The organism is Corynebacterium sp. BD556 (genome assembly GCF_038452275.1).
Classification (GTDB): domain Bacteria; phylum Actinomycetota; class Actinomycetes; order Mycobacteriales; family Mycobacteriaceae; genus Corynebacterium; species Corynebacterium mayonis.
The window spans coordinates 95146-117410 of the sequence record NZ_CP141643.1; the positions used below are offsets into that span (position 1 = coordinate 95146).

A 22265-nucleotide genomic window follows, 5' to 3' on the forward strand; every position below is an offset into this window, starting at 1 on the left:
ATCGGTGTGAAAATTCGTAGCAGGCAACGACCTGCCGGGGCGAGACACCAGTCGGGGCAGCGCACGCGGGTGAACACACTGGCGCTCGGAGCTGTGCCACTTCTTTGTCTCACCTCAGCGTTTACTTTAGACCACATTCCGTTCACGGACGTGTCCCTGACGGTGCCCTACGCGGCGCAAGGCCCCGGCCCGACGTTTAACACGCTTGGTGATCTCGACGGGGTACCTGTCGTAGAGATCGAGGGCGCGGCAGAGGGCCAGACTTCAGGAAACCTCAACATGACCACCGTGTCGGTTCGCACCAACATGACCTTGGCGCAGGCATTGGGCCGGTGGTTGGTCACCGGCGACACCATCGTGCCCATCGACCAAATCATGCCGCCGAATCTGTCCGAAGACGAGATTAAGCAGCGCAACGAGGCGGCCTTCGTCAGCTCCGAGGCGACCGCGACCGTTGCGGCGATGCGCTTCTTGGGGCGCCCGACGAGCGTGGTGATCCACCAGGCCATCGAGGGTTCCGCCGCCGAAGGCAAACTTGAGGCCGGGGATGTCATCACCGCCATCGACGGGGTGGAGGTCACGGAGCCAGACGATGTTAAAAGCAAGGTGGAGGCCCGGAAGCCGGGGGAGACAATTGCTTTGAAAATCTACCGAGCGGGAGCACACGAAGACGTGGAGGTGATCCTGGGGGAAAACCGGGAGGACTCCTCAAAGCCCCAGTTAGGGATCCTGATGACCTCGGAGCCGGCGGACGGTCTTCACGTCAACTACAATCTGCAAGATATCGGTGGGCCAAGCGCGGGAATGATCTTCGCACTCGCGGTGATTGACAAGTTATCGCCGGGCCAGCTCAACGGCGGCCGCTTCGTCGCCGGCACGGGAACCGTCGACGCCAATGAGGCGGTGGGGCCAGTTGGCGGCATCACCCACAAGATTGAAGCTGCCCGCGACGCGGGCGCGGAGCTTTTCTTGGCGCCCGCCGCCAACTGCGACGAAGCAGCCAGCGCGAAGGCGGGAGAGATGAAGGTTGCGCGGGTGTCGAACCTTGATGAGGCCGTCCAGGCGATGAAAGACTTCGACGAAGGCCGGGAGGTCGCTAGCTGCGCGCCGCCGAAGGAGAAGTAGTCGCCGTTTCGTCCTGTGCGGAGGACTGTTGGTCAGATGTTTGCGTGGGGCTTTGCGTCTCGGGGCGCTCCGCGAGACCCAGGTTGTAGATGCGTTCACGCGGATCTTCCTGGTCAGAGGAAATTAGCTGCTGCATGACCTGGCCTTTGTCGTTATCGACAACGGTGATAATTGCCGAGGTGCCCAGCGTCGACCAACCCACGACGAGGTTGCCTTTGTCGGAGACAATACGAGAGCCGCGCAGCTCGGTGAGCAGCTGCGTGGTCGAGGCGGCTTTCGCCTCCGACTCAAAAAGCTGGAACTGCCCGATTTCGGGGCCGGAGCAGTCGTAGGAGCCGCGGATGTCGGTCTCGCTGCACGTTTCGAGTTTGTCAAACAGGGAGGCAGGGGCGAGCGTCGAAAAGCGCTTGGCAACATCCGCCACCAGCTCGCGGTCCTTGTCTTTAGAAGCGGCGCTTGTCGACGCCGCACTGCTGCCAGCCGTCGACGAAGATGTCCCCGCAGCCTCCGCAGATGCAGAGGAAGACTGCTCCGTCTCCGGGGTCGAAGTTTGCGCGGGCGCCGGCTGGCCAGGCTCGTTGTTCGAGCAGGCTGCCAGCAGCAGCGTCGAGCTGACTGCGATCGCGCCTGCGAGGCGGGCGGTGCGGTGACGGTGCACGCGAGGCTCCTTTTTTCCAGACGGCGCCGGACGCCGAAAACTAGTTTCTCCTCCCAGTGTAAGTCACTGCACCTCGAAGTCCTCCGGGTCCTGGCCAAGACCGAAGCGCAAAGCAGCAAGCACGTTCGGGGCGACCCCCGGCCCGCCGCGCAATTCAATGTCATCCTGGGCGAAAAGCCCCCGCTCCAAAAGCTCCTCCTCAGTCGGGCGCAACTGCAGCAAAGTTAACTCCACATCCTCCTCGCGCAGCACCCCGGAAAACAAACGGGCCTCGCGTGGCTCAGCCCCAACCCCAGCCGAAGCGTCCCGGAACATGATCTCCTGGGCCAACACCACCCCTTCAACCTCGCGCGGCCAGGCAAGGCGGGCGACGTACTCGGCGAGCTCCTCCGATCCCGGCAGAATCGACTCCGGCAAATTATCCTGCACCACCAAGGTGAGGGGGGATTGCGCCGAAGCGAGGTCAAGCTGGTCGATGAGTAGCTCAGTGGGGACGAGCGCGAAAAGGGTTGGGCCGGCATCCCAACCCTCGGCGTGGACGAATTCCACGGCCTCCATCATTGCTTTATTCAGAGCTTGTTGACTGAGCATGGGGAACCCTTCTGGCGCCTGGGGCGTTGGTTATTTTAGGCTAGAAATTCTAGTACCAATCGAGAATAACTATTTAAGGAGCAGGATTGGCTACCCGCCTAACCCATCCTCGCCCGCGCGCGGGCAAACCCAACACAGGGCTGGTCACCACCATGACTGTCCTCGGTGTTGTCTTTTTCCTTTCGCCCGTCCTGATCGGTTTCTACACCGATTGGCTTTGGTTCGGCGAACTGGACTTCCGGGGGGTGTTTAGCAAAGTCATCATCACGCGCGTCGTCCTTTTCATCATCTTCGCCTTACTTGGAGCGGCCTTCAGCTTCGTGGCAGCGCAGGTGGCGTGGCGGTCGCGGCCAAAGACGAACTCCTTGGAAAGCCTTTCCACGCCGGCTGGTCAAAGCCGCGCGGCCTTGGAATCGGGTGTGCGAATCCTGTCCTTGTGGGTGCCCGTCGGCGTTGCCATCTTCACCGGTTTGGCCGGACAGCGCATGTGGCGCACCTTCATGCTGTGGATCAACGGCGGTGACTTTGGGGTAACCGACCCCGAGTTCGGCCGCGACCTAGGCTTTTACGCCTTCGCCCTGCCGGGCATCAGCGTGGTTGTTTCCATGCTTTCGCTCCTGCTCGCCGTGGCCTTCGTGGTTGCGCTAGTCTCGCACTACTTACTCGGCGGAATCCGGGTGGGCAACAATGCTGGGGGCGTGAAAGGCTACATTTCAAAAGCAGCGCGGATCCAGTTGGCGGTCACCGCTGGGCTGTGGATGCTCGTCAAGGCGTTTAGCTACTGGGTCGAGCGATACTCCCTGTTGTCGCAGAAAAACGACATCTTCACCGGCGCGTCCTACACCACCATTAACGCGATGCTGCCCGCCAAAATCATTTTGACGATCATCGCTTTGATTGTCGCGGCGGCGTTTTTCGCCTCCGTCGTGTACAAGGATTTCCGCGTCCCGGTGCTGGCCACCGTTTTGATGCTGGTGTCTTCCATCGTGGTCGGCGGCGTCTGGCCGGCGCTGCTCGAGCAGTTCTCCGTCAAACCGAACCGCCAGGCAAAGGAATACGAGTACATTGGCCGCAACATTGAGGCGACCCGCCAGGCATACGGGCTGACCGACGACAAGGTTCGCTATGAGGAAAACTGGGGCGTCGGCGGCGACTCCGGCAAAGTGGCCGAAGATGCCGCAACTATCAGCAACATCCGCCTTCTCGACCCGGACATCATCGCCCCGACGTTCACGCAAAACCAACAGCTACGCAACTTCTACGGCTTCCCGGACACCTTGGCCATGGACCGTTACGAGGTCGACGGCCAACTGCGGGACTTCGTCGTCGCCGCCCGCGAGCTCGACCCCAACGCACTGCGCGAAAACCAACGCGACTGGATCAACCGCCACACCGTCTACACCCACGGCAACGGTTTCGTCGCCGCCCAGGCCAACACGGTTGACGAGGTGGCTCAAGACGCCGGCTCCACCCGCGGAGGCCTGCCCATCTTCACCGTCTCCGATTTGCAGACCAACGCCCAGCAGCAGGCCAGTGACGAAGCGGAACAGCTCGGCATCCGCGTCGACGAGCCCCGCATCTACTACGGCCCAGTCATCGCCGGAGCTCAGGACGGCAAAGACTACGCCATCGTCGGTGACAACGGCCAAGGCCCAGTCGAATATGACACTGACAGCTCCTCCTACACCTATGAAGGTGACGGCGGCGTCAACATCGGCAACCTGATTAACCGCGTTGCCTACGCAGCGAAATACCAAGAGCTTAACTTCATCCTTTCGGACCGCGTCGGGGGCGCCTCGAAGATTCTCTACGACCGTGACCCGCGTCAGCGCGTAGAAAAGGTGGCCCCCTGGCTGACCACCGACTCCAAGACCTACCCCGCCGTCGTCGACGGCCGTGTGAAGTGGATCGTCGACGGCTACACCACCCTGTCCGAATTGCCGTATTCCACCCGCACCTCTTTGACTGACACGACCCAGGATGCGCTAAACCCAGATGGCACCACGCAGCGCCTGTTGAGCAACAACCTCGGCTACATCCGCAACTCAGTAAAGGCCACCGTCGATGCGTACGACGGCAGCGTCGAGCTCTACGCCTTCGACGATTCTGACCCGGTTCTCAAAGCGTGGATGGAGGTCTTTCCGGGTACGGTGCGCCCCTCCACCGACATCAGCGACAGCCTGCGCGAGCACCTGCGCTACCCGGAGGACCTGTTTAAGGTCCAGCGTGAGCTTTTGGCGCGCTACCACGTCGATGACCCAGGTGTGTTCTTCAACAACGACGCCTTCTGGTCCGTGCCCAACGACCCGACGGCACCTGAAGGGCGCCAGGAGCTGAACCAGCCGCCGTACTACGTCGTCGCGGCCGACCCGAACACCCGCAAGCCGACGTTCCAGCTCATCACCCCATACCGCGGCCTGAACCGCGAATTCCTCTCCGCGCACATGTCGGTGTCCTCTGACCCAGAAAACTACGGCGACATCACGGTCCGCGTGCTGCCGACGAACACCCAGACCCACGGCCCGAAGCAGGCGCAGGACGCCCTGATGTCCTCGGACCAGGTGGCGCGCGACCGCACCCTGTGGCAGGGGTCGAACGACCTGAAAAACGGCAACCTTTTGACCCTTCCGGTGGGCGAGAGCGACATTCTCTACGTCGAACCGATCTACTCGCAGCGCAAGGACCAAGCCTCAGCCTTCCCGAAGCTGCTGCGCGTGCTGGTGTTCTACCGCGGCGAGGTGGGCTACGCCCCCACTGTGTCACAGGCGCTGAGCCAAGTGGGAATCAACTCCGACTTTGCTCAGGACATCGACGTTGTCGAAGGTGACAACGGCAAGGAAGTGCCCGAAGTGGAGGAGCCGCAGGGCAACGAAGCTGGCGGGGCCACCGCCAGCCGCGAGGACGCACTGCGCAAGCTTGACGACGCCCTGACTAACCTCGACAACGCCCGCAACAAGTCCTTCGAGGAATACGGCCGGGCCATCGACGAGTTGGACAGGGCAGTGGCGCAATACCGCAACTCCCAATAACAGCACAGGCCCTATGAGCTGGTGATTTGGGTTCTGCTGTCATCGTCTATATAGTTTGTAGGCGTTGTCAGATGATGGCAGCAGGTGAAATCCAAAATCACCCGACGCGGGGTGGAGCAGCTCGGTAGCTCGCTGGGCTCATAACCCAGAGGTCGTAGGTTCGAATCCTGCCCCCGCTACCAACTTCTTTGAATCCCCCTCTTCGGAGGGGGATTTTTCGTTTTTCACCGGGGCCTCGACTCGACGGGGGAGAAGATCGGCGACTTCCAGGCCGAAGAAGTCAGCGACCGCATAGAGGTCGCTGACACTCCATCCAACCTGTCCGAGCACCTTTCGGCTTACTGCCTGGTGGCTCAGGCCCATCGCAGCGGCGAGTTGGCGGCGGGTCTTCTGCTGACGGAATAGTAGGTCATTCACGGTGATCCCAATGGCTTGATCGGCGGAGTATCCGCTACTAATGGTTGCTGTTTTTCCCATGACCTCAATCTAGCAAGCAAAAAAAGGCAAAGCAACAAAAGGTTGCCAAATTACCTCAATGCAATTAATGTTCAGGCCATGGAAGCAACAAATAGTGGCAACCTTGCGCAAAAGTGGCTAACACCCCCGGAGGTGGCTCAGCTTCTTCCTGGAAACCCAACGCCTGAAACAGTTCGCAACTGGATAAAAGCGGGAAAGTTACCAGGCGCCAGAAGGACTCCGGGAAATCGTTGGCAAATCCCCGAAAGTACCGTGGCCACGCTGTTGGGAGGCGGTGAATCGTCATGATTGCAATAAAAAATGCCCCTGCGGCTAACAGGGGCATCGAAAGTAACTCAACTGGCTGGTTGATGTTGACGTGGTCATCATCCCAAACGTGTCTCGTCTCGTCAACCTCTCGACCTCTGTCGCCGTTTAAGCGCGTTATGGAGGGGGTGATGGGTGAAGGAGAGGTGAAGAGTCAAAAGTCCCGCGGGTGTTCTTCCGGCCACGGGCATTTTGAAAGAATGGCGATTTCCTCGCCAGGAAATTCGGGGTGGCCTGTTGTCTCGAGGTGTCCCTTGTCGGCAAGTCGCCGGAGAATCTCGTCAAGTTTTCCTTCGGGGATGCACGTCCTGATGTGGAGGGCTTCTTTGTCGATGGTCGCCCACGGCTGGGAGAGGTACGAGCCCGAATGCTCCGCAAGGGTGAGGAGGAGAAACTTCTCCTCGGGTTCCAGACCTTGCTCATTTGCAACCGTAGCGAATTCTTTAGTTCCCACTTGCTGGCTCCTTCTAGCGGGTGATCAACGTGGCTAAAACCGAATACTACGTGGTTCGTCGTGGGTCTACTTCGTTGACCAATGAGGTTGTTTTATCGGGCCTGTCTTACGAGGCGGTGGGGCTGTTGATGACTGAGCTTTCTCTGCGCCCTGGGACACCGTTGGGCTATCGTGAAATGGTTGGGCGAGGGGCTGGCCGGCAGCGGATTCTCAATGCGCATAAGGAGCTGGAGGCTGCAGGCTTTCGACATAGGTTCCTTTTGCGGACAGCTGGTGGAGAGTTGAAAACCACTGTTGTCGTCACTGACACTTCCATGCCGAGCGTTGATGTTCTTGATGAGATTGCCCTGCCGAGTGGTAGTCACTTGGTGAAGATCGAGACTGATTCGGGCCCGGTTATGCCGAGGTACGGCGGTAAGAAATATACCGATAATTCGCGGCATATCAGCAGGTCGCACCGTGCTACCGAAACTGGCGCACGGTCTGAACAGGCCGAATCTGAGGGGGTTGAGGCGGCGGGTTCAAAAGAGCAGGTCACTGGTAAAACCGCAGGTGGCACCGTGGTACCGGAAACCGTCGCCCGGTCAACCGGCGCAGGACGTAGTCCCAATACCCTTCGGGTAATGGATTCTCCACCCTCCCCCCAACCCCCCACGGAGTCGGGGGCTTCGGGGACGGCTGCGCCGTCTGGGGCCGAGCCTGCCGGCTCGGCGGGGGAGGGGAGTTCTCTCCAGTGGACGGATCGGCTTGCCGCGATCTCGCTTGCGCTCATCGGGCAAGGCCGCTTGCTGGAGGGGGTGACCGACGATGAGTTGGCGAACGTTCGGGCCCTCCAGGCAGAGATTGCGGCGCAAGAAGGTGCTGGTGGAACGGGTGGTTTCGCGTCTGACGAGGATGTAATTACGCCGGTGGAGTCTTCCCGAAGCGACGCCGCCGAGGCGGATGCCCTGGTGGAGCTCGCTCGGCAGGTGTTGCCCGCTCCGATGCAGGCCATGGGGCCGACTCACCTGGCCAAGGTGGGTGGTGAGCTTGCGAAACGGTTGGAGTCGGGGTGGATGCCTGAGCAGATCACCGCGGTCTTGGCCTCGCGTCAGCTCCCCAGCCAAGTCCGCAACCTGGTCGCGTTGGTACTCGCTCGACTGCGTGACGACGTCCCTGTCGACCAGCCCCCTCCGGCAGGCACCGATCCATCAGCCGAGCTAGTGGATAGTTCCGCGTCGCAGCGGTGGTCGTTCACCTTGCCGGATGGTCGGGAGATCACCCGTAAGGACCTCGACTGTGGCTTGCTGGCCATCGATTTCAACCGTGCTCGCCAGTCTGGTGATTGGTCGGGCGGGGACCGCATGGATTTTGCGGTCGCCGTCGGCATCGAGCGCTACCTGACCTTCTAAACACCAAGTGACCTGTGCGCGCGACATCGCGTCGGCGCGCATCAACGACTAAACGAAAGGATTGGTGCTGTCATGAGTGCAGGTCATGATCGCCACTCTGGTCCCTACTTCTTCGCACCTGAACCCCTTCCACGACCACTTCTGGAGGAGGGACTGTGTTGCGTCGATGGCGTGTGGCCAGACGGGATGTGGGATTTCTCTGTCGCCGACGAGACGCTGCGCCAGCGCCAGGAACGTCGAGCATTAGCAGTGTCGGTGTGTAAGCAGTGTCCCGTCCAACAGCTGTGTTCTGAATACGCCTCCCGCAACGGCCAGTGCGGGGTGTGGGGCGGCACGGTTTTTCACCCCTCTCGGAAGGAAGGAGGTGATGACAAGTGGGAAAACGCGGACGCCCCCGCTGCATAGCGAGAGCGTCCGGGGCACCGTGCAGGGGTGCCCCGGCAAGCATATCTCACTTCGTTTCTCCCCCGGAAACGACGCATTTGCGCAGCTTGTTTGGGGGTTGACTGTGATTTTCCATCAACGCACTCTAAGAGACGTGTTGATCTGACATGTGTCGACATGCCCGGGATTTTGTTGAACTCAAGGAGATAGAAAGAATGCAAGGAAAAAAGAGGGTCCGAGCAGCGCTTGCGGTGGCGGTCGCATCGTCGTTGGCCTTGCCCGGTTTCGCGGTCGCCGACGAAAAGGCCGCGCAGCCTGGCACGGTGCGCCCATCTGAGAAGGCGCAGGCCCAGCCGGGAACGTCCAAGAAGGATGCTCAGGCGAAAGAATCCGAGAGTCAGGAGGAACCGGCCAAGCCTGCCGCAGTTGAGCACCCGGTGGCACAACCCGCACCGGCACCTCAGCCTGCGCCTAAGCCTGCGCCTAAGCCTGCACCCGTTGCACAGCCCGCACCGGCTCCCGCGCCGCAGCCTGCCCCTAAACCCGTATCTGTCGCACAGCCCGCGCCCGCTGCGCCTGTTGTTGTAAGCGACCAGGCATCGGTAACCGCCCCAGCTCCCGGTTCCCAGCCATCTAACGCGGCGCAAACTCAGCCAGCATCGAACACGACCCCGGTCGTGAAGGACATCCCCTCCGGGGTGAGTGATTCGACCGCTCAGGCATCTGAGGGGGCGGGTCAGGTGTCCCAGGGTGAGTCGATGGCGGATAAGGCCACGGAGACTGCCGCCTCGGAGTCGGTGCGTGATAGCGCGGCAGCAGCTCAGTCTGTGGAGGAAGGGACTAAGTCGGTGAGGACCGCTCAGGCGGATGAAGCCGCGCGGTACGAGTTGGCCGCCACGATTGAGGAGGACGGTGATGTGCGCGAGCAGGTTGTCAAGGGTGAACCTGCAGTGACTCGCGAGGGTGATGACGAGGGCCTGGCACCGGTCGATGCTCCCGATGATGACGGGGACGATGATGAGCAGGGTAAGAACCTTGAGCAAGCTGACGTAGCCCCGGCTCCGGTCGATCCTGCGGCTGCGGCTTCTCCGGTTGTTGAGACGCCGCCAGCAGCGGCTGTTTCTGAGGTGGCTGCAGGTGCCGCTGTCGAAACCTCGGCGGGTTCGGTGTCTGTTTCAGTCGAAGCTTCCCAGTCGGTGACCGAGGTCAGTGCGACCAGCCAGCAGGCGGGTGCAGCGTCGGTGACCGCGTACACCGCTTCATATGACGCCTCCACTCACAGTGTGGGGGTTGATATGGCGGGCGCCCAGTTCGAGGTCGCTGTTCCGGAAGCTCCGGCAGAGGTCACTGCTGCTGTCGAGCAGTTTGTTCCGGCAGAGGTCACCGAGGTTGTGGATCAGTCAATTGCACAGGCTGAGCAGGCGGTTGCCGCGCACGTGACGTCGTTGCCGACTGGTGAGCAGGTCACTGATACGGCTGTCGGCCAGGTCTCGACCTGGTTGGACATTAAGTAGCCAGGCAAGGAGAAGTTGATGAGTTCGTGGTTCGACGAGTTTGAGAAGTCACAACCAGACACTGTCCCAGTCGACGAGGACGCTCAGGTGGACGCAGGGGTTACTCGTGCGTCGTCGGGGCGAGAAGTCGGCCGCGAGGCGCGGACCACGATATGGCTGATCCCGGTGCTTGTGGTCATCCTGGTTATCGCCGCGTGGGCGGGGTGGTATCTGGTGTCAGCTGGCAACGATATTGCGGCGGGTGCTGATGAGGAGTCGGCGCAGGCCGGTTCCTCATCGTCTGTGGTGGAGATGGCACCAGTTAACCCTGACACCCAGGTGGCTGTGGCTGGGCAGTGTGAGCCTCAGGAGGGTGAAACCAGTCTCTCGACTGGTGATACCACACTGCGCGGCACGATCTCGAAGTGGCAGGACGCCTACTACTCCCAAGACGCTGAGGCCCTTGGCCAGTACCTGACGCCGGAGTCCTGGATGAATGAGCAGGACTGGGCCGCGATCCTGCCGGAGGCCGCTCCAGAGGGCACCTCGTGGTGCGCGGTGATGGCCCCAGTTGAGGATTCCAGCGTGGATGTTGACCTCATGGTCACCTTCGCGGATGGCTCCTCACAGACCTACCAGCAGACCGTCGTGGGTGCGGAAGGCGCCGACGGTGCGTGGCTGATCGACGACATTTTGACTCGCTAGACAAAGGAATAAAAGACATGAAACGTGCACTTGGAGTAACCCTGGCGGCATGTGTCGTTGCAGCGTCAGCCGTGCCGGCGTCTGCGGCTGTGGGCTCAGCGACTGCCGCGTCTGATGGCCAGGCTGGAACCTGCCCGTCTGTGCAGATGATCGCAGTCAACGATGTGGCTGATTCTTCTCTCGGCCAGGCTGATGCTGGGTTCTTGGCTGATGTCGCGGCTCCCGTGTTGGTAGCTGCCAATGGGCAAGAAACCTCGCCGGAGTCACTAGATGCTGGTTTTGTGGCACCGACACCGACACAGTCGGCGTCGGAGTCGGCGAATACGGGTGGGGATTGGAAGCCGGACGTGTGGGGAAGCACGGCATCTACTACCCCGAATTCCGGTGGGGATTGGAAGCCGGACGTCTGGGGTTCGGCTGCACCTGCCGCATCGCCAGCGGCGGTAGTAAACAAGGAGGCGACGCAGGAGGCTGCGCGTCAGCCGGAGAGCCTTGCTCCCACGACGTCTCCACGGGAGACGGTTGCGCCAGCTGCCTCTGAGTCCCCGGTGGTCGGACGCACCACTATCTCTGTGCAGTCGACGGATGACACCAGGGCCTACATTCCGGGTGTGACGGGACCGGATACGGTGCCGAACTACGACGAGTCCATTCAGTCTGCTGTCGCAGACACGGAGGCTGTGCTTGCTGAGATCGACACCACGTGCCCAACCACCAAAATTGTCTTGATGGGTGTGGGGCAAGGCGCGCAGGTGGCCTCCATCGTGTCGAAGAAGATCGGCGCGGGCGAGGTATTCCCGGCAGAGAAGGTTCTGGGCGTGAGCCTATTTGCTGATCCGTCGCGCGCGGAGGATCAGCCCGTCGTGGCGTCGGGTGCGTCGGCCCCGGCAGGGGCGAGTGTTGATTGGGAGGTCCAGCCCGCACCGGGTGCGGGTGTGGCCACGGCGACTGGTCACACGGCAGGTGCCCCGGACTCTGACTTTGGTGCTGTCGCGGATCGCACGGTGTCGTGGTGCGCGGAGGGGGATACCTCGTGTGCGCTTCCTGCTGGCGCACCACTGCGCACCCTGGTGGCAAATACCGCCGCAGGCACGGAGGGAAAGGCCCCGGAACATGCCCTGCGTCACGTCACTGATGTGCTCGCTCCAGCTGTGCTGTTGGGGTCGGTGGAAACCCTGGCCGAAGACGTCAACTTCGGCCCCGATGGGTTTACCTTTGACCGGGCGGCTAGTCCCGATGAGACACTGATTGGGCGCATTGCCACTGAGTCGGACCGCGATGTGCCACAGTCCGAGATACAGCAGCGCCTGTTGGCATCGGGCATGAAGATCGGCGGTATGGCTCTCGCTGCAGGCGTGACTGTGGCTAAGGAGATGGTGCAGCCACAGAACATCGCCCAGATCGCGGCAGCGTCGGCTGTTTCACCGGCTGCGGGCGTGGGTGCTGCTCTGTTGATCGGTGGAGGGGCTGCGTTGGACCTAGTGTCGACGCGGACCTTTACAACAGGCGCGGCGCGACTGGCAGACGAGGCCCAAGCCCTGGGGATTGAGGATGAGGGGTTGGCCGAGGCGGCTGTGCAAGCCGTTGTGGGCACGGAGGTGTCGAAGTCCACGGGCTCGTACTCGACGACGCCGTCGACGCAGTCGGGTGACTCGGCAACCGACGCCACCACGGGGTGGCTGTTGGAGGTCGTAGGGGCCGAAATCGGCCGGAACTTGGGTTCTGCGCCGACGAGCGAGCCTGCCAGCTATGACACTGCAGCGATTCAGGCCGCGCTCAGGGAGGTTTGATGACGACCATCACGGCTAGTCGACGCGATCAGCTAACGGAGGCGACACCGCGCATGAAAGTGGACTCACACACGCACCAAGCCTTGCCCATCGCCGAAGAGAAGTTGTGGGATGGGCGTGGGCGCGCGCCTGTGGTGTGGGCGGTCGGTGCTCATGGCGGTGCCGGGGCGTCGACGCTGGCGCAGGTGTTTGCCCCGGTGGGTGACGCCGGGGCACGGTGGCCAGCTCACGACGAGTTCGGGTTGTGCGTTGTGGTGTGCCGCTCGACGCGCACTGGCCTGGACGCTGCACAGTCAGCGGTGCTGCAGGCACAAAGCGGCCACGCAGGTAACTGCGAGGTCTTAGGCGTGGTCATCGTTGCGGATGCTCCGGGCAAAACACCAAAGTCGCTGGCGCACCGTGAAAGCGTTCTAGAGGAGCTGACCACGGTATGGCGGGTGCCATATGTGCCTGGCATCCGGGAAAACGACATCGAGGACCTGGCCGTGTGGCAACCGACGTCTGACGCGGACGAGGTCGCTGGACGGGGTAGGAAACGCGCCAAAAAGCAACCGGTCACGGCGGCAGTACCGCAGGTGCTGGCTGATCGTGGCGACGACATTTTCCGCGCGGCATTTGCTGCTCATTCTGATAAGGACAAGTAATGAAACTTTCGACCATGCCCTACCTGATTCTTGCTCAGATGCCGGGGCAAAACATCCAACCACAGGCACCCGCAGAGTTCTCTTCGAAGTTCGACCGCTTGTTGAATCTCGCAATGTATATCGGCATTGGCGTGGCCATCATCGGCGTCATTGTTGCTGGCGCGTCGATGGTGTTGTCGCGACAGCAGGGCAGTAGTGAGGAGGCTACCAGCATGGCACTGCGCATTGGCATCGGTTCCATGGTCATTGGTGGCGCGGGCGCGATTGTCGCGGCGATGCTATGACACTGATCGCCCAGCCACCAACCAGCACCTGGGTGCCGGAAGAAGCAGTAGGCGAGATCACCCGTTGGCTGGACCTCGCGATGTATATCGCACTGGGATTGTCGATCCTCGCTGTGCTGGGCTTCGGAGCGTTGCTCGTCGCTGACCGAAATCGCGGCGAGCCCGTCAGTGCGACCGCTCCGCACATGCGCGGCCTGCAGATCGCACTAGGTGTGTTCATCATCTCCAGTGCGGGCACCCTGGCCAGCTGGATCGTGACGTAAACCCTTCCCAACCCATTTCCAAACAACCGACAGCAAGGACAGACAATGACACACCAACGGCACCGTCGAGTGGCCGCACTTACCATCGCATGCGCTGTGGGAATGGGCCTTACGGCCTGTTCGTCAGATGGCAGATCACCGCAGGAGACCACCCAGGAACAGCCAGCTGTAGACGTGACGTCAGCGCCTGCTGAAACCCAATGGGTGGTTGGCCCAGCCGGGTTGTCCTATCCGGTTAGCGAGGTCGCGGGACCGAAAGAACAGGCGGCCGTGCCCCACGGTTTTGAGCCGTCACCCCAGGGCGCGGTCGTTGCCGCGATTGTCTCCCAGGTGTTCATGGCAGGCGCGGATGACGAAATGTGGCCGGAAGTCTCCCAAACCCTGATTGAACCCGGCCTTGGGCGCAATCAGTGGGCCCAAGCACGCGGGTTGATGAGTGTCAGTGATCAGCCGATGGACAACCCCCCGGTGTTTAAGGGGTTCCGGGTCTCAGACTATTCAGAGACGGACGCGGTCGTCATGCTCGCCGTCGAGTATCCAACGGTAGGTCTGGCCGCGATGCCAGTTCAACTGTCACGGGCTTCTGGTGATTGGAAGGTGGTCCTTCCCACTCAGGAAGACGCACCCGATCTTCAGGAGCTCAGTGCAGAAGACTTCGACAGCAACTTCACCGCATTCGGCCCGAAGGAGGGGCAGTAATGAGCATTCGTAAGACAGCTGTCCTGGCGACAATCATGGTCCCCATCCTTCTGCTCGTCGGCTGTGGTAAGAGCATGGACTCGCCTGTTGCCAATGCACCAGCATCTAGTTCCGTTCCCACGACTTCAGAAACAACTGCCGAAGGCACTGGCGACGCCCCGGGCGCACGTGTCGGCAGCACGCAGCGCAGCTGGCCAGATGAACTGGGAAACCGCATTGACGAAGCGCACACTCAACCGGGTCAGTACAGCGTCGATATTTTAGGCAGGCCGGTGTGGACGCCGAATAATGACCAAGGAGACTTGCCGAACGAGGGTGCCCTGGAACGACAGGCCAATCCGGAACGCTGCGCGCCGCCCATGCCGCAGTTGGACGGGAAAACCCAGATCCAATACCTCAATGGCCGGTACCTTGTCGTTAACGACAAGTATGGGCCGTCTCGTCTCGAAGAAGGCGTCCCGGTTGGCTACTCGCCAGACCCATTCGGTGCGGTCATTGCTGCTATGAACCAGATGGGTTACGGCCTGTATGCACAAGGCGATGAGATTGGTTACAAGATCGACGAAAAATTGTGGTCAACGTCGCAGACTGCTGCTGACGAACGGGCCTTTTTGCAGCAGGACCGCCGCCCACCTAGCGAAAACGCCCGTGCATTGATGGTGCCTGCAGCTGCTGGAGTTCGCTTCCAAGCTTGCTCGGAGAGCGTTGCCACCATCGACGTGGCGATCCAAGCTGGGCCAGAAGAACCGTACGTTGTGGCGAGGGTTCCTATGATCTGGAAAGAAGGTGATTGGAGGGCTGACTTCACAGGGATCGCTGATGATCAGATGAATCAGGCTGATGTCACTAGTTTGGATAGTTTCGAGACGGTGACCTACCAGTGACGGCTCGGTGCGTGAATCGATGGGCCGCCGTGGTGATGGCCGCAGTGGCTCTCCTGCTTACTGCCCCCATGGCAGGTGCACAGGAAGAAGCCAGCGTTTACGAGGGTCTGAACCCCGGAAAGTGGACACGGAGTTTTAATCAGATGCGGTTTTGAGTATAGCTGTTTCGGAAGATTCAAAGGCGTTCGGCGAACGATAGCCGCACCTCGAGTGCAGGCGTTTGGTGTTGTAGCGACTGCACCATTGGAACACGTCCCGGCGACACACCAGCTGACTGGCGAAAACAGGTGCATCTTGAAGGACTTCCCGTTTCAACGTGGCGTTGAACGACTCCGCCAGAGAATTATCCGCGCTGGTACCAATTGCTCCCATCGATTGGGTAACACCGAGACGTTCACATAGTCTTCGGTACCGATCAGAGGTGTATACACTGCCATGATCGGAGTGGAAAATCGCTCCGTCAAGCCCGCCACGGATCCCGTAAGCCATCATCAAAGCCTCTTCAACTAACTCCGTACGCATGTGGACGGCGATCGCGAAACCGGTCAACTGCCGCGAGTAGCAGTCGATGACCGTCGCCAGGTACATATTCGACCCATCTGCAATCGGGAGGTAGGTGATATCGCCGACGTAGACCGTGTTTGGTTTCTCCGCGGTGAAACGGCGTGCGAGCAGATCCGGAAACGTCGGAGCGCGTTTCGCAGACACCGTGGTCTTTACGCGGCGTTTCTTGGTGTAGCCGAACAATTCCATCTGGCGCATCAGCCTGGCGGTGCGCTTGTGATTGAGGCGATCATCGCTGGTCGGATCCGAGTTGATGGCCGCTGTGATGCGTTTCGCCCCGTAACAGCCGTTCTCAGCTGTGAACACGGCCTTGATCCTCGCTCCCAGCGCCGCGTCAGCGACGAGGCGTCGCCGGCGGGCAGGAGCAGCAGATTTCCACTTGTAGTAGGAGGACCGGTTGATCTTCAGGACCTCACATAACCGCTTGACCTCGTAGAAGTCTCGGTGGTCATCAACGAACTGAAAGCGGTTCACCAGTTCGTCTCTTCCGCGAAATATTTGGCCGCCTTGCGCAGGATCTCTCGTTCTTCCCGTAGCGTGGCGTTTTCGCGTTCCAGCATGCGGATGCGTTCGGCATCGGAGAGTCCTTGAGCAGGAGTACGTTCGCTGTTGGCTGCGGCGATCGGGCTGGCGACTTTTTCACCGTTGGCGTTGGTTTTGGTGCCGGTGCCGAAGGCGTCGAGCCAGGTGCGCAGGGAGTTGCGGTTGACCCCGAGATCGGAGGCGATCGCGTTGATCGTGGCTCCAGGGGTCGACTCGTACAACGTCACTGCGTCACGCTTAAACTGCTCGGTGTAGGTCTTGCGTGGCATGGTGGAAAGGTACCTCACTTCCCCAGCGAAATGCTGGTTTCAGCGTGTCCACCACCAAGGGGTCAGGTCCCCCTGAGGCCATCGCCGCCTATGATCAAGCAGTCGGCGCAGGCTATACCTCACCAACCGATACCGTCGTACAGCAAGCAGCTAACCAACCGGCCACCGCCTACGAGCAGACCGCCACCGTGCCTGAGCAACAGCAGGGCCTAACCCTCTAAACCAGCACCCGCCGTGCGGGCACGAGGACGGTGAGCCTGCCTGCGGTGCTAGAGCTCCGGGCTATCAGTGTCGTGGGCCTTGTGGCCACCGGCTTCGTCAGCATGTCTGTCTGGCTGCTCACCAGGTTGGTGGCCAGAGAGCTGTTGGTGCAACCGCGCAACCGGATCATCCTCGGCTGCTGCTGGTGGTGGTGGCAGGTGGCCGGTGGTCAGCAACACCTGCTGGGCTATACGCTCAGCAGGGGACCGAGCATCTTGGCTAGCAATCGGTGTGGTCGTGGGCTGGGTTTCGATTTGGCGCTGAATACTGAGGCGTTGGCGCTGGAAGGCGGCTATCGCCGCAGGCGTCGGCGCGGCTGGTGCCTTCGGTACCTGGCGCCTCGGATCATCCGGAAAGGCCTGGATGTCTTTGACCTGGGCCACCCACTCACGCAGCGCTGCTGGATTAGCAGCATCAGGCAGGAGTGTGATAAAAGAAAACCGCTCCAGAAACCGGCCAAACCACTGGCCACTTTCATGATCCTGGTGGGTGATCGTGCGCCGGTACGCCATCGCTGCAATATCCGGAAGCCACAAGTTGTTGTCAGTGGTCGGCGAAGTAAATTGAAGCGATAATTCATAAGGAATTAGCCGCTGGTCTTGCAGGCGTTTAAACGTCGCCCGGTCAGCATTATTGTCTTTCTGATTACGCCGGGCTTCAGTAACAAACCCGCGAAGATTGGGGTCTGCATCCGACAGCGAAGTAAATAGCTCAGCGAGGACTTCTTGGCGAGCAGCCTCCAACGCTGCATCACTGGCATCAGTGACCTCGGTGGTGTGGACAATTACATTCATGGTCGGCTGGTCATTCATAAACGCCAGCAACTGCTCTACCGTGTCAGTCTGCCCATCACGTAGTGCTTCGGTGGTATGCCAGTAGTCGTTGCCCACAATCTCGAAGAGGGCCGAACGATAGGAATCAATCTCGCTTGCCTGGCACAGAAAGACCGCCACGGAGTAGAATCCATATTCTCCGTGTGCGCCATCACGGCGGAAAGTCTCGTCAAGGTACGCAAGTGTCTGTTCATCGCTGAGTTTGGCGATAAAGGCGTCATATTGCTCGGACATAGGGTCGGGGCGATGTCGACGCGAACGTGCCATTCCCCAGGGCCTTTCTGCCTTCCAACCAAAATCTTGACAATCCTAGCACGGCTGATACACTAGGTGCCGAGGACAAAGGGGCCTGATCGTTAACTGAGATTATCGAAAGGGACCCTGGTCCACGTCTGATGGCTTTCTGGTGACGCGGGGAGTCAGGTGCTGCGGCCGGCGTGGATTGTCTTAGAAGGTCGAACCCACCGCATCCGGTGGGTTTTCGCTTTTCCATGAACACCACACTGAGTTCCGTCTGGGGGTGGTTACTGCTCCAGGCTGTCGGTGTCGGCGGCGTCGTGCGTATCAGCCCAGGACGGCTCGTGGTCCGACTGTGGGGTGGAGTTGGGTTGCTGGCTAAGTTGTTGGCGGATACGTGCGGCAGCGGATTCAGCAGTGGCCGGGGTGAAGATTGGATCACCTTGGGTATCCGTGTCACGGTGGCGTTGCTCGTCGGCGCGCGCCTGGGTGTGTACCTGCCGGTATGCTTCCCGCAGTTCCTCAACGTCGTGGCGAGCACTATCCCACACCGTGGTGGCCTGGTCGCGGTAGTCGGCAAACGCTTCGACGCGGCGTTGGTCGTCTGCCTTATGACGAAGCCGTGCTAGCCCGGTGCGGTTGCTTGCGGTGCGCACTGCGTCGTTGTAGCGGCGGGTAGCTTCATGGGCTGCGTATTCGGCTGCCTGAGCCCGCTTCGTCGCCTCTTCTAGCGCTGCCTTAAGGGCCTCTAGGCGCGCGGTGTAGTCTTCTGCACCCTCTACTGCGTCGGGGGCCTGTTCGACGTTGTACAGGGCTGCTGTGGCAGCGGTATCAGCAGGAGCTGGGGTGCTGTCGGTCAGCTGGTGGTAGACCTCGCGTAGCCATGTATCAAGTTCGACGTCACCGCCCCGGGTGGCAGGCGGGGGTGGGGCAATCGCAGGGCGTGGGTTGTGGGTGTGTTCAGTGATCTGGTTGCGAAGCCGCCACGCGATGACAGCCCCGGCCTCGTCGACGCGGCCGAGATTGAAGGTGGCCGTGGCCATGAAATCGCGGGGATCGTATCCAGCGTCGAGCACCTCGCGCCATGCGACCCGCACTTTCATCCGACCTTCCTCTGTCAGCGTGGCAACGGCATCAGCGTCGAGACGGTCCCACCAGGCGTCGAGGTGGCGCTCAATGAAGTCGCTGGTGGCCGCGTCAACGCCGTAGCGGTAGAGCTTGGCGAGGCGTTCCTTACTGTCTGCGTAGGCTTGGGCTTCCTCGCGGATGTCAGTCGCAGAGCGCTGGCGGTTATCGCGCGCGATAGCGCGCACCAGCACGTCCCTGTCCGTCATGCCAGGAGAGTTTCCGGCGGAGTGCTCATGGCCGTACTCCTCGAACTCGTCCAGGGTGTCGTCCGTGACCGCGTAGACACGGTTCTCATGCCGGCCACGGGTCAGCCCGACGTAGAGGGCGCTGCGGCTCGTGGCAGAGTCAACGACCAGGTGGGTGGTGTCCACCGTCGCGCCTTGCGAGCGGTGCACCGTCGCCGCATACCCAAGGTGGGTGTGGGCGCGCACGTAGTCTGCGGGCAGGTGGTAGACCTCTCCGGTGGCGAGATCTCCGGCGACGATACCGCCGTCGTCGGTAAGGTCAATGACGCGGAAAAGCTGGCCGTTGATCACCTTCCGCCCGGCCTGATTCGGCCTGTCCGGGTTGTCGAGGCGCTGGTTGTGCCGGGCGATGATCACATCTCCCAGGCCCGCCACGTCACCCTGGGACAGTGCGACCTCGCGGGAGGTATCCACGTCTCCGGTGTCGATGTGGTGGGCACGGATCATCTCGTTAAGCACGGCCACATCAGCGTTGGTCGACGCCACCACGAGAGACGACCGGCCCTTCGCGGTGTCGGCCAGATAGGCCTCGGCGGCGTCGGCGAGCATCGCCTCGCGTGTGCCGCCGGTGACCCAACCACGGGCAAAGTAGAACTCGGCGGCGGCAGTATCACCGCGACGAACAGCAAGCGACGCGTCGGCTTGTTCGGTGTCGTTGCCGTGGGAAAAACGCATCACGTCGGTCAGCTCGGCGGCGTTGTTGTAGCGACACATCGTCGCATACAGCCCGCCGGTTCCCACCGCGTCGAGCTGGTGCGGATCCCCCACAAACCGCACGATCGCCCCGGCCGCGTCGGCAATTTCGACCAGGGCGGCGAGGTTGTCTGTAGTCGCCATGCCGGACTCGTCGACGAGTAGCATGTCGCCCTTGTTGATCTGAATCGGCAGTGCAGACAGGTCACCGGCGGGCTTATTCGGGTTGCGCCCGCGCCAGGTAAACGTCAGCGAGTCGATGGTGTTTGCCTCGATGCCGAGCTCCTCGGAAAGCACAGAGGCGGCCGCCGCCGACGGGGCACACCCGATGACGTTGTGGCCTTGTTCTTCCCACACGCGCGAGACAATCTGCATGGATGTTGTCTTGCCAGTGCCCGCCGGGCCGACACCACAAGCAGCCACCGTGCCGGACAAAAGCAGGTGCCGCGCGAGCTCAACCTGGCCGGCGTTCAGCGAGAAACCGTTGTCGGTTTCAAACGCAGCGACCGCCTTATCGATCGCCGCGGACTCGGCGAACACGGGCACAGGTTCAACAACAGCGGCGAGAACTTTATCCTCCTGGGCAAGGATCTCCGGCGTGGTGTACTTACGGTAGTCAAGGTGGCGGTCGACAGCTTCCCCGTTGTCGTTGCGCAGTTTCTCGGGAAGATTTTCCGCACCCCGGGGCGTGATCTCGATCAAGTGCGAGCTAACAATACGCTCAGAAAGCTCAGCGATAGCGCGCTGAGTTTGCTCCCCGCCGGCGAAGCGAAACGCCTTGAGATAGCTCGCAACCGCAGCGGTGACGTGGTGATCGGCGAAGTAGGAACGCTTGCGGATCATCCGATCAACCACCCCGCGCGCATGGGCGTCCAGGGTGTCATCGTCGATTTCTCCCTGGGTGAAAAACTCCGGGCGGGCATCGTTGTGCGCCCCGCCGATAACGGCGTGCACCGAGGCTAAAAGCTCGGTACCACCCTCCATCTGCTCCACGCCAGCGCGCCAGGATGCGCGGAGATCCGCGAGAGATTCGGCGGGTTTTTTCGCGTCCCTCGTGTCCAAAATCGCCGACTGCCACAGCCGCTTTTGCGTCCGCTTATCCGGCTGGTGGCCGTGCGCAGCAACGTAGTCGCTCACCAAAGTGTCGTAGACAGGACGCGCCATCGCTCGGCGCTTGGAGAAGGCATCAATCAATTCCTGCGGCACACCAGCGACTTCCCACACCGGTTCCTTACCCTGCCCGCGAGAGCTAGCCTCGAACGCTAGGCCCATTTTCCGGGCCAGAATCTCCTGGACGATCGCGTCGTACCGCGCCGATAGGGTCTGGTGGTTTTTGAACATCGCACGGGAATCAAGGGTGCGCCACTTACCGTCGGGGCCCTGGACTTTATTGGATACAAGGACGTGGGAATGCAGGTCTGGATCACCAGCACGAGTGTCGAAGTGCGTGAACTCACTAGCGATAATTCCACCGGTTTTTACCTGCGCCAGCCCGCCCGCACCCATGCGTGTACGCACAGTGTTGTCTTCTGCCCACGCCAAAACTTCGGCCACGGCCTCATGGTGACACGCCGCAATCTTGCTTGCGGTGTCCTCATCGGCCAGGGCCCAGAGCACGGAAATGCTTTTGGCGGGGGAGAAGGTGAGGTCAAATCCTGCGACAGCTTGCTTGACTTGATCGCGTTGCCTATTAACCCAATCAATAACGTCTTTATCCGGGGCGTCCACCCAACCTGTGGCCTCCACGTAGTGTGGCCTGCCGATCGAGAGTGCCAACTCAGTGCGCTCATCTTCCGTCAGCAACCGTCCGTTTTCATTCACGAGAGCGCGCTCGGCGTCGCGTAGTTCGTTGAGGACGGGAATGTCGTTGGTGTAGATCGGGAACTTGCCACCCAACTTGCATTCCTCCAACGTCTTGCCCGCTTGGAGCATGGCGTGCGTGTCGGGGTGGTACCCCAGACCATAGAGAGCTTCCATCTGCTCGGCCTCGATCTCCACACCCACGGCAGCAGATTCGGAGCGAAGTGAGGCCAGCCCGCGCCCGATCCAACGGCCTGGGGGAGTGCCCTTTGCTTGGTAGTAGTTAGCGAGCTTTCCTTCCTCAACCATCGGGTCGTGGGAGTCGTTGGTCGCCACAGAGCGCAGCAGGTACTGGTACCCGCTGCCCGCGTGAACGGCGCGAAACGACATCATGCTTCCGCAGTCTAGCCGATCGGCTCCCCATTCTCACTAAAAGTGCCTACTGTGTGTGTCGGTTTAGAGCCGTTAGGCGAGAAATCGGGCCTGGCGGCTAAGACAGGACAGGCGATAGTTTG

At 61.1% G+C, this 22265-nt stretch carries 21 protein-coding genes and 1 tRNA gene; 15 read left to right on the forward strand and 7 right to left on the reverse strand.

The annotated features are described in order from the left end of the window. The first annotated feature begins 12 nt into the window (after window positions 1–12). Entirely contained in the window at window positions 13–1125 is a 1113-nt protein-coding gene (locus VLL26_RS00440) for a YlbL family protein (protein ID WP_425292326.1), read from the forward strand. Here the strand turns inward: VLL26_RS00440 and VLL26_RS00445 are convergent. Both VLL26_RS00445 and VLL26_RS00450 read right to left on the reverse strand, forming a co-directional pair. Beyond that, window positions 1097–1783 (reverse strand): hypothetical protein, encoded by a 687-nt coding sequence (locus VLL26_RS00445; protein WP_342319194.1) that lies wholly within the window; start codon window positions 1781–1783, stop codon window positions 1097–1099. The genes VLL26_RS00440 and VLL26_RS00445 overlap by 29 nt on opposite strands. 63 nt (window positions 1784–1846) lie before the next feature. Then, the gene (locus VLL26_RS00450) at window positions 1847–2374 is read right to left on the reverse strand and encodes a PPA1309 family protein (protein ID WP_342319195.1); all 528 of its coding nucleotides are present in this window, start codon (window positions 2372–2374) and stop codon (window positions 1847–1849) included. A gap of 140 nt (window positions 2375–2514) precedes the next feature. Between VLL26_RS00450 and VLL26_RS00455 the strand changes: the two genes are divergently transcribed. Then, entirely contained in the window at window positions 2515–5403 is a 2889-nt protein-coding gene (locus VLL26_RS00455; protein ID WP_425292327.1) for a UPF0182 family protein, read from the forward strand. 105 nt (window positions 5404–5508) lie between these two features. Continuing rightward, window positions 5509–5585: transfer RNA gene (locus VLL26_RS00460), tRNA-Met, on the forward strand. Here VLL26_RS00460 and VLL26_RS00465 read toward each other — a convergent pair. Beyond that, window positions 5542–5880, reverse strand: a complete 339-nt coding sequence (locus VLL26_RS00465) for a helix-turn-helix domain-containing protein (RefSeq protein WP_342320215.1) — start codon at window positions 5878–5880, stop codon at window positions 5542–5544. The genes VLL26_RS00460 and VLL26_RS00465 overlap by 44 nt on opposite strands. Window positions 5881–5958: 78 nt before the next feature. Here VLL26_RS00465 and VLL26_RS11110 point away from each other — a divergent pair, with 78 nt between their 5' ends. Then, window positions 5959–6168, forward strand: a complete 210-nt coding sequence (locus VLL26_RS11110) for a helix-turn-helix domain-containing protein (RefSeq protein ID WP_425292272.1) — start codon at window positions 5959–5961, stop codon at window positions 6166–6168. A 172-nt stretch (window positions 6169–6340) separates the two neighbouring features. Here the strand turns inward: VLL26_RS11110 and VLL26_RS00470 are convergent, their stop codons facing one another. Continuing rightward, complete coding sequence (locus tag VLL26_RS00470; RefSeq protein WP_342319197.1) at window positions 6341–6640, reverse strand: hypothetical protein; 300 nt, start codon at window positions 6638–6640, stop codon at window positions 6341–6343. Window positions 6641–6669: 29 nt separating this feature from the next. Here VLL26_RS00470 and VLL26_RS00475 point away from each other — a divergent pair, with 29 nt between their 5' ends. From VLL26_RS00475 to VLL26_RS00520, 10 genes are all read left to right on the forward strand, one after another. Beyond that, entirely contained in the window at window positions 6670–8031 is a 1362-nt protein-coding gene (locus VLL26_RS00475; protein WP_342319198.1) for a hypothetical protein, read from the forward strand. A gap of 72 nt (window positions 8032–8103) precedes the next feature. Further along, window positions 8104–8436 carry a WhiB family transcriptional regulator gene (locus VLL26_RS00480; RefSeq protein WP_342319199.1) on the forward strand — a complete coding sequence of 111 codons (333 nt, stop codon included), beginning with the start codon at window positions 8104–8106 and terminating at the stop codon, window positions 8434–8436. Between the two features lie 194 nt (window positions 8437–8630). Next, a complete protein-coding gene (locus VLL26_RS00485) occupies window positions 8631–9929 on the forward strand; it encodes a hypothetical protein (protein ID WP_342319200.1) in 1299 nt (432 codons plus the stop codon). Between the two features lie 18 nt (window positions 9930–9947). Next, complete coding sequence (locus VLL26_RS00490) at window positions 9948–10613, forward strand: hypothetical protein (protein WP_342319201.1); 666 nt, start codon at window positions 9948–9950, stop codon at window positions 10611–10613. 17 nt (window positions 10614–10630) lie between these two features. Further along, window positions 10631–12403, forward strand: coding sequence for a cutinase family protein (locus VLL26_RS00495; protein ID WP_342319202.1), 1773 nt, complete (start codon window positions 10631–10633; stop codon window positions 12401–12403). Then, on the forward strand, window positions 12403–13047 hold the full coding sequence (locus VLL26_RS00500) for a DUF6668 family protein (RefSeq protein WP_342319203.1): 645 nt from the start codon (window positions 12403–12405) through the stop codon (window positions 13045–13047). Before VLL26_RS00495 ends, VLL26_RS00500 begins: the two co-directional genes overlap by 1 nt. Beyond that, a complete protein-coding gene (locus VLL26_RS00505) occupies window positions 13047–13331 on the forward strand; it encodes a hypothetical protein (protein ID WP_342319204.1) in 285 nt (94 codons plus the stop codon). The genes VLL26_RS00500 and VLL26_RS00505 overlap by 1 nt, the downstream gene beginning before the upstream one ends. After that, complete coding sequence (locus VLL26_RS00510) at window positions 13328–13594, forward strand: hypothetical protein (RefSeq protein ID WP_342319205.1); 267 nt, start codon at window positions 13328–13330, stop codon at window positions 13592–13594. The genes VLL26_RS00505 and VLL26_RS00510 overlap by 4 nt, the downstream gene beginning before the upstream one ends. 174 nt (window positions 13595–13768) lie before the next feature. After that, window positions 13769–14293, forward strand: coding sequence for a hypothetical protein (locus VLL26_RS00515; RefSeq protein ID WP_342319206.1), 525 nt, complete (start codon window positions 13769–13771; stop codon window positions 14291–14293). Next, window positions 14293–15177, forward strand: a complete 885-nt coding sequence (locus VLL26_RS00520; RefSeq protein ID WP_342319207.1) for a hypothetical protein — start codon at window positions 14293–14295, stop codon at window positions 15175–15177. Before VLL26_RS00515 ends, VLL26_RS00520 begins: the two co-directional genes overlap by 1 nt. Before the next feature lie 135 nt (window positions 15178–15312). Here the strand turns inward: VLL26_RS00520 and VLL26_RS00525 are convergent. After that, window positions 15313–16553 (reverse strand): IS3 family transposase gene (locus VLL26_RS00525; protein ID WP_342318167.1). Its coding sequence is split into 2 segments (ribosomal slippage): window positions 15313–16226 and window positions 16226–16553, totalling 1242 coding nucleotides; the frame shifts between segments, so codons are not numbered across the junction. 44 nt (window positions 16554–16597) lie between these two features. On the opposite strand from VLL26_RS00525, the gene VLL26_RS00530 reads away from it, so the two are divergent. After that, window positions 16598–16774, forward strand: a complete 177-nt coding sequence (locus tag VLL26_RS00530; protein ID WP_342319208.1) for a hypothetical protein — start codon at window positions 16598–16600, stop codon at window positions 16772–16774. Window positions 16775–16822: 48 nt separating this feature from the next. Here VLL26_RS00530 and VLL26_RS00535 read toward each other — a convergent pair whose 3' ends face one another. Together VLL26_RS00535 and mobF are read right to left on the reverse strand one after the other, a co-directional pair. Beyond that, the gene (locus VLL26_RS00535) at window positions 16823–17881 is read right to left on the reverse strand and encodes a hypothetical protein (protein WP_342319209.1); all 1059 of its coding nucleotides are present in this window, start codon (window positions 17879–17881) and stop codon (window positions 16823–16825) included. 290 nt (window positions 17882–18171) lie between these two features. After that, entirely contained in the window at window positions 18172–22143 is a 3972-nt protein-coding gene (gene mobF / locus VLL26_RS00540) for a MobF family relaxase (protein WP_342319210.1), read from the reverse strand. Window positions 22144–22265 lie beyond the last annotated feature (122 nt).

Excerpts from the sequence above, each read along its gene's own strand:
- VLL26_RS11110 (WP_425292272.1), top strand. The coding sequence starts at position 5,959 with ATGGAAGCAACAAATAGTGGCAACCTTGCGCAAAAGTGGCTAACACCC.
- mobF (WP_342319210.1), bottom strand. The coding sequence starts at position 22,143 with ATGATGTCGTTTCGCGCCGTTCACGCGGGCAGCGGGTACCAGTACCTG.
- VLL26_RS00520 (WP_342319207.1), top strand. The coding sequence starts at position 14,293 with ATGAGCATTCGTAAGACAGCTGTCCTGGCGACAATCATGGTCCCCATC.
- VLL26_RS00495 (WP_342319202.1), top strand. The coding sequence starts at position 10,631 with ATGAAACGTGCACTTGGAGTAACCCTGGCGGCATGTGTCGTTGCAGCG.
- VLL26_RS00500 (WP_342319203.1), top strand. The coding sequence starts at position 12,403 with ATGACGACCATCACGGCTAGTCGACGCGATCAGCTAACGGAGGCGACA.
- VLL26_RS00510 (WP_342319205.1), top strand. The coding sequence starts at position 13,328 with ATGACACTGATCGCCCAGCCACCAACCAGCACCTGGGTGCCGGAAGAA.
- VLL26_RS00450 (WP_342319195.1), bottom strand. The coding sequence starts at position 2,374 with ATGCTCAGTCAACAAGCTCTGAATAAAGCAATGATGGAGGCCGTGGAA.
- VLL26_RS00505 (WP_342319204.1), top strand. The coding sequence starts at position 13,047 with ATGAAACTTTCGACCATGCCCTACCTGATTCTTGCTCAGATGCCGGGG.
- VLL26_RS00485 (WP_342319200.1), top strand. The coding sequence starts at position 8,631 with ATGCAAGGAAAAAAGAGGGTCCGAGCAGCGCTTGCGGTGGCGGTCGCA.
- VLL26_RS00490 (WP_342319201.1), top strand. The coding sequence starts at position 9,948 with ATGAGTTCGTGGTTCGACGAGTTTGAGAAGTCACAACCAGACACTGTC.
- VLL26_RS00465 (WP_342320215.1), bottom strand. The coding sequence starts at position 5,880 with ATGGGAAAAACAGCAACCATTAGTAGCGGATACTCCGCCGATCAAGCC.
- VLL26_RS00535 (WP_342319209.1), bottom strand. The coding sequence starts at position 17,881 with ATGTCCGAGCAATATGACGCCTTTATCGCCAAACTCAGCGATGAACAG.
- VLL26_RS00480 (WP_342319199.1), top strand. The coding sequence starts at position 8,104 with ATGAGTGCAGGTCATGATCGCCACTCTGGTCCCTACTTCTTCGCACCT.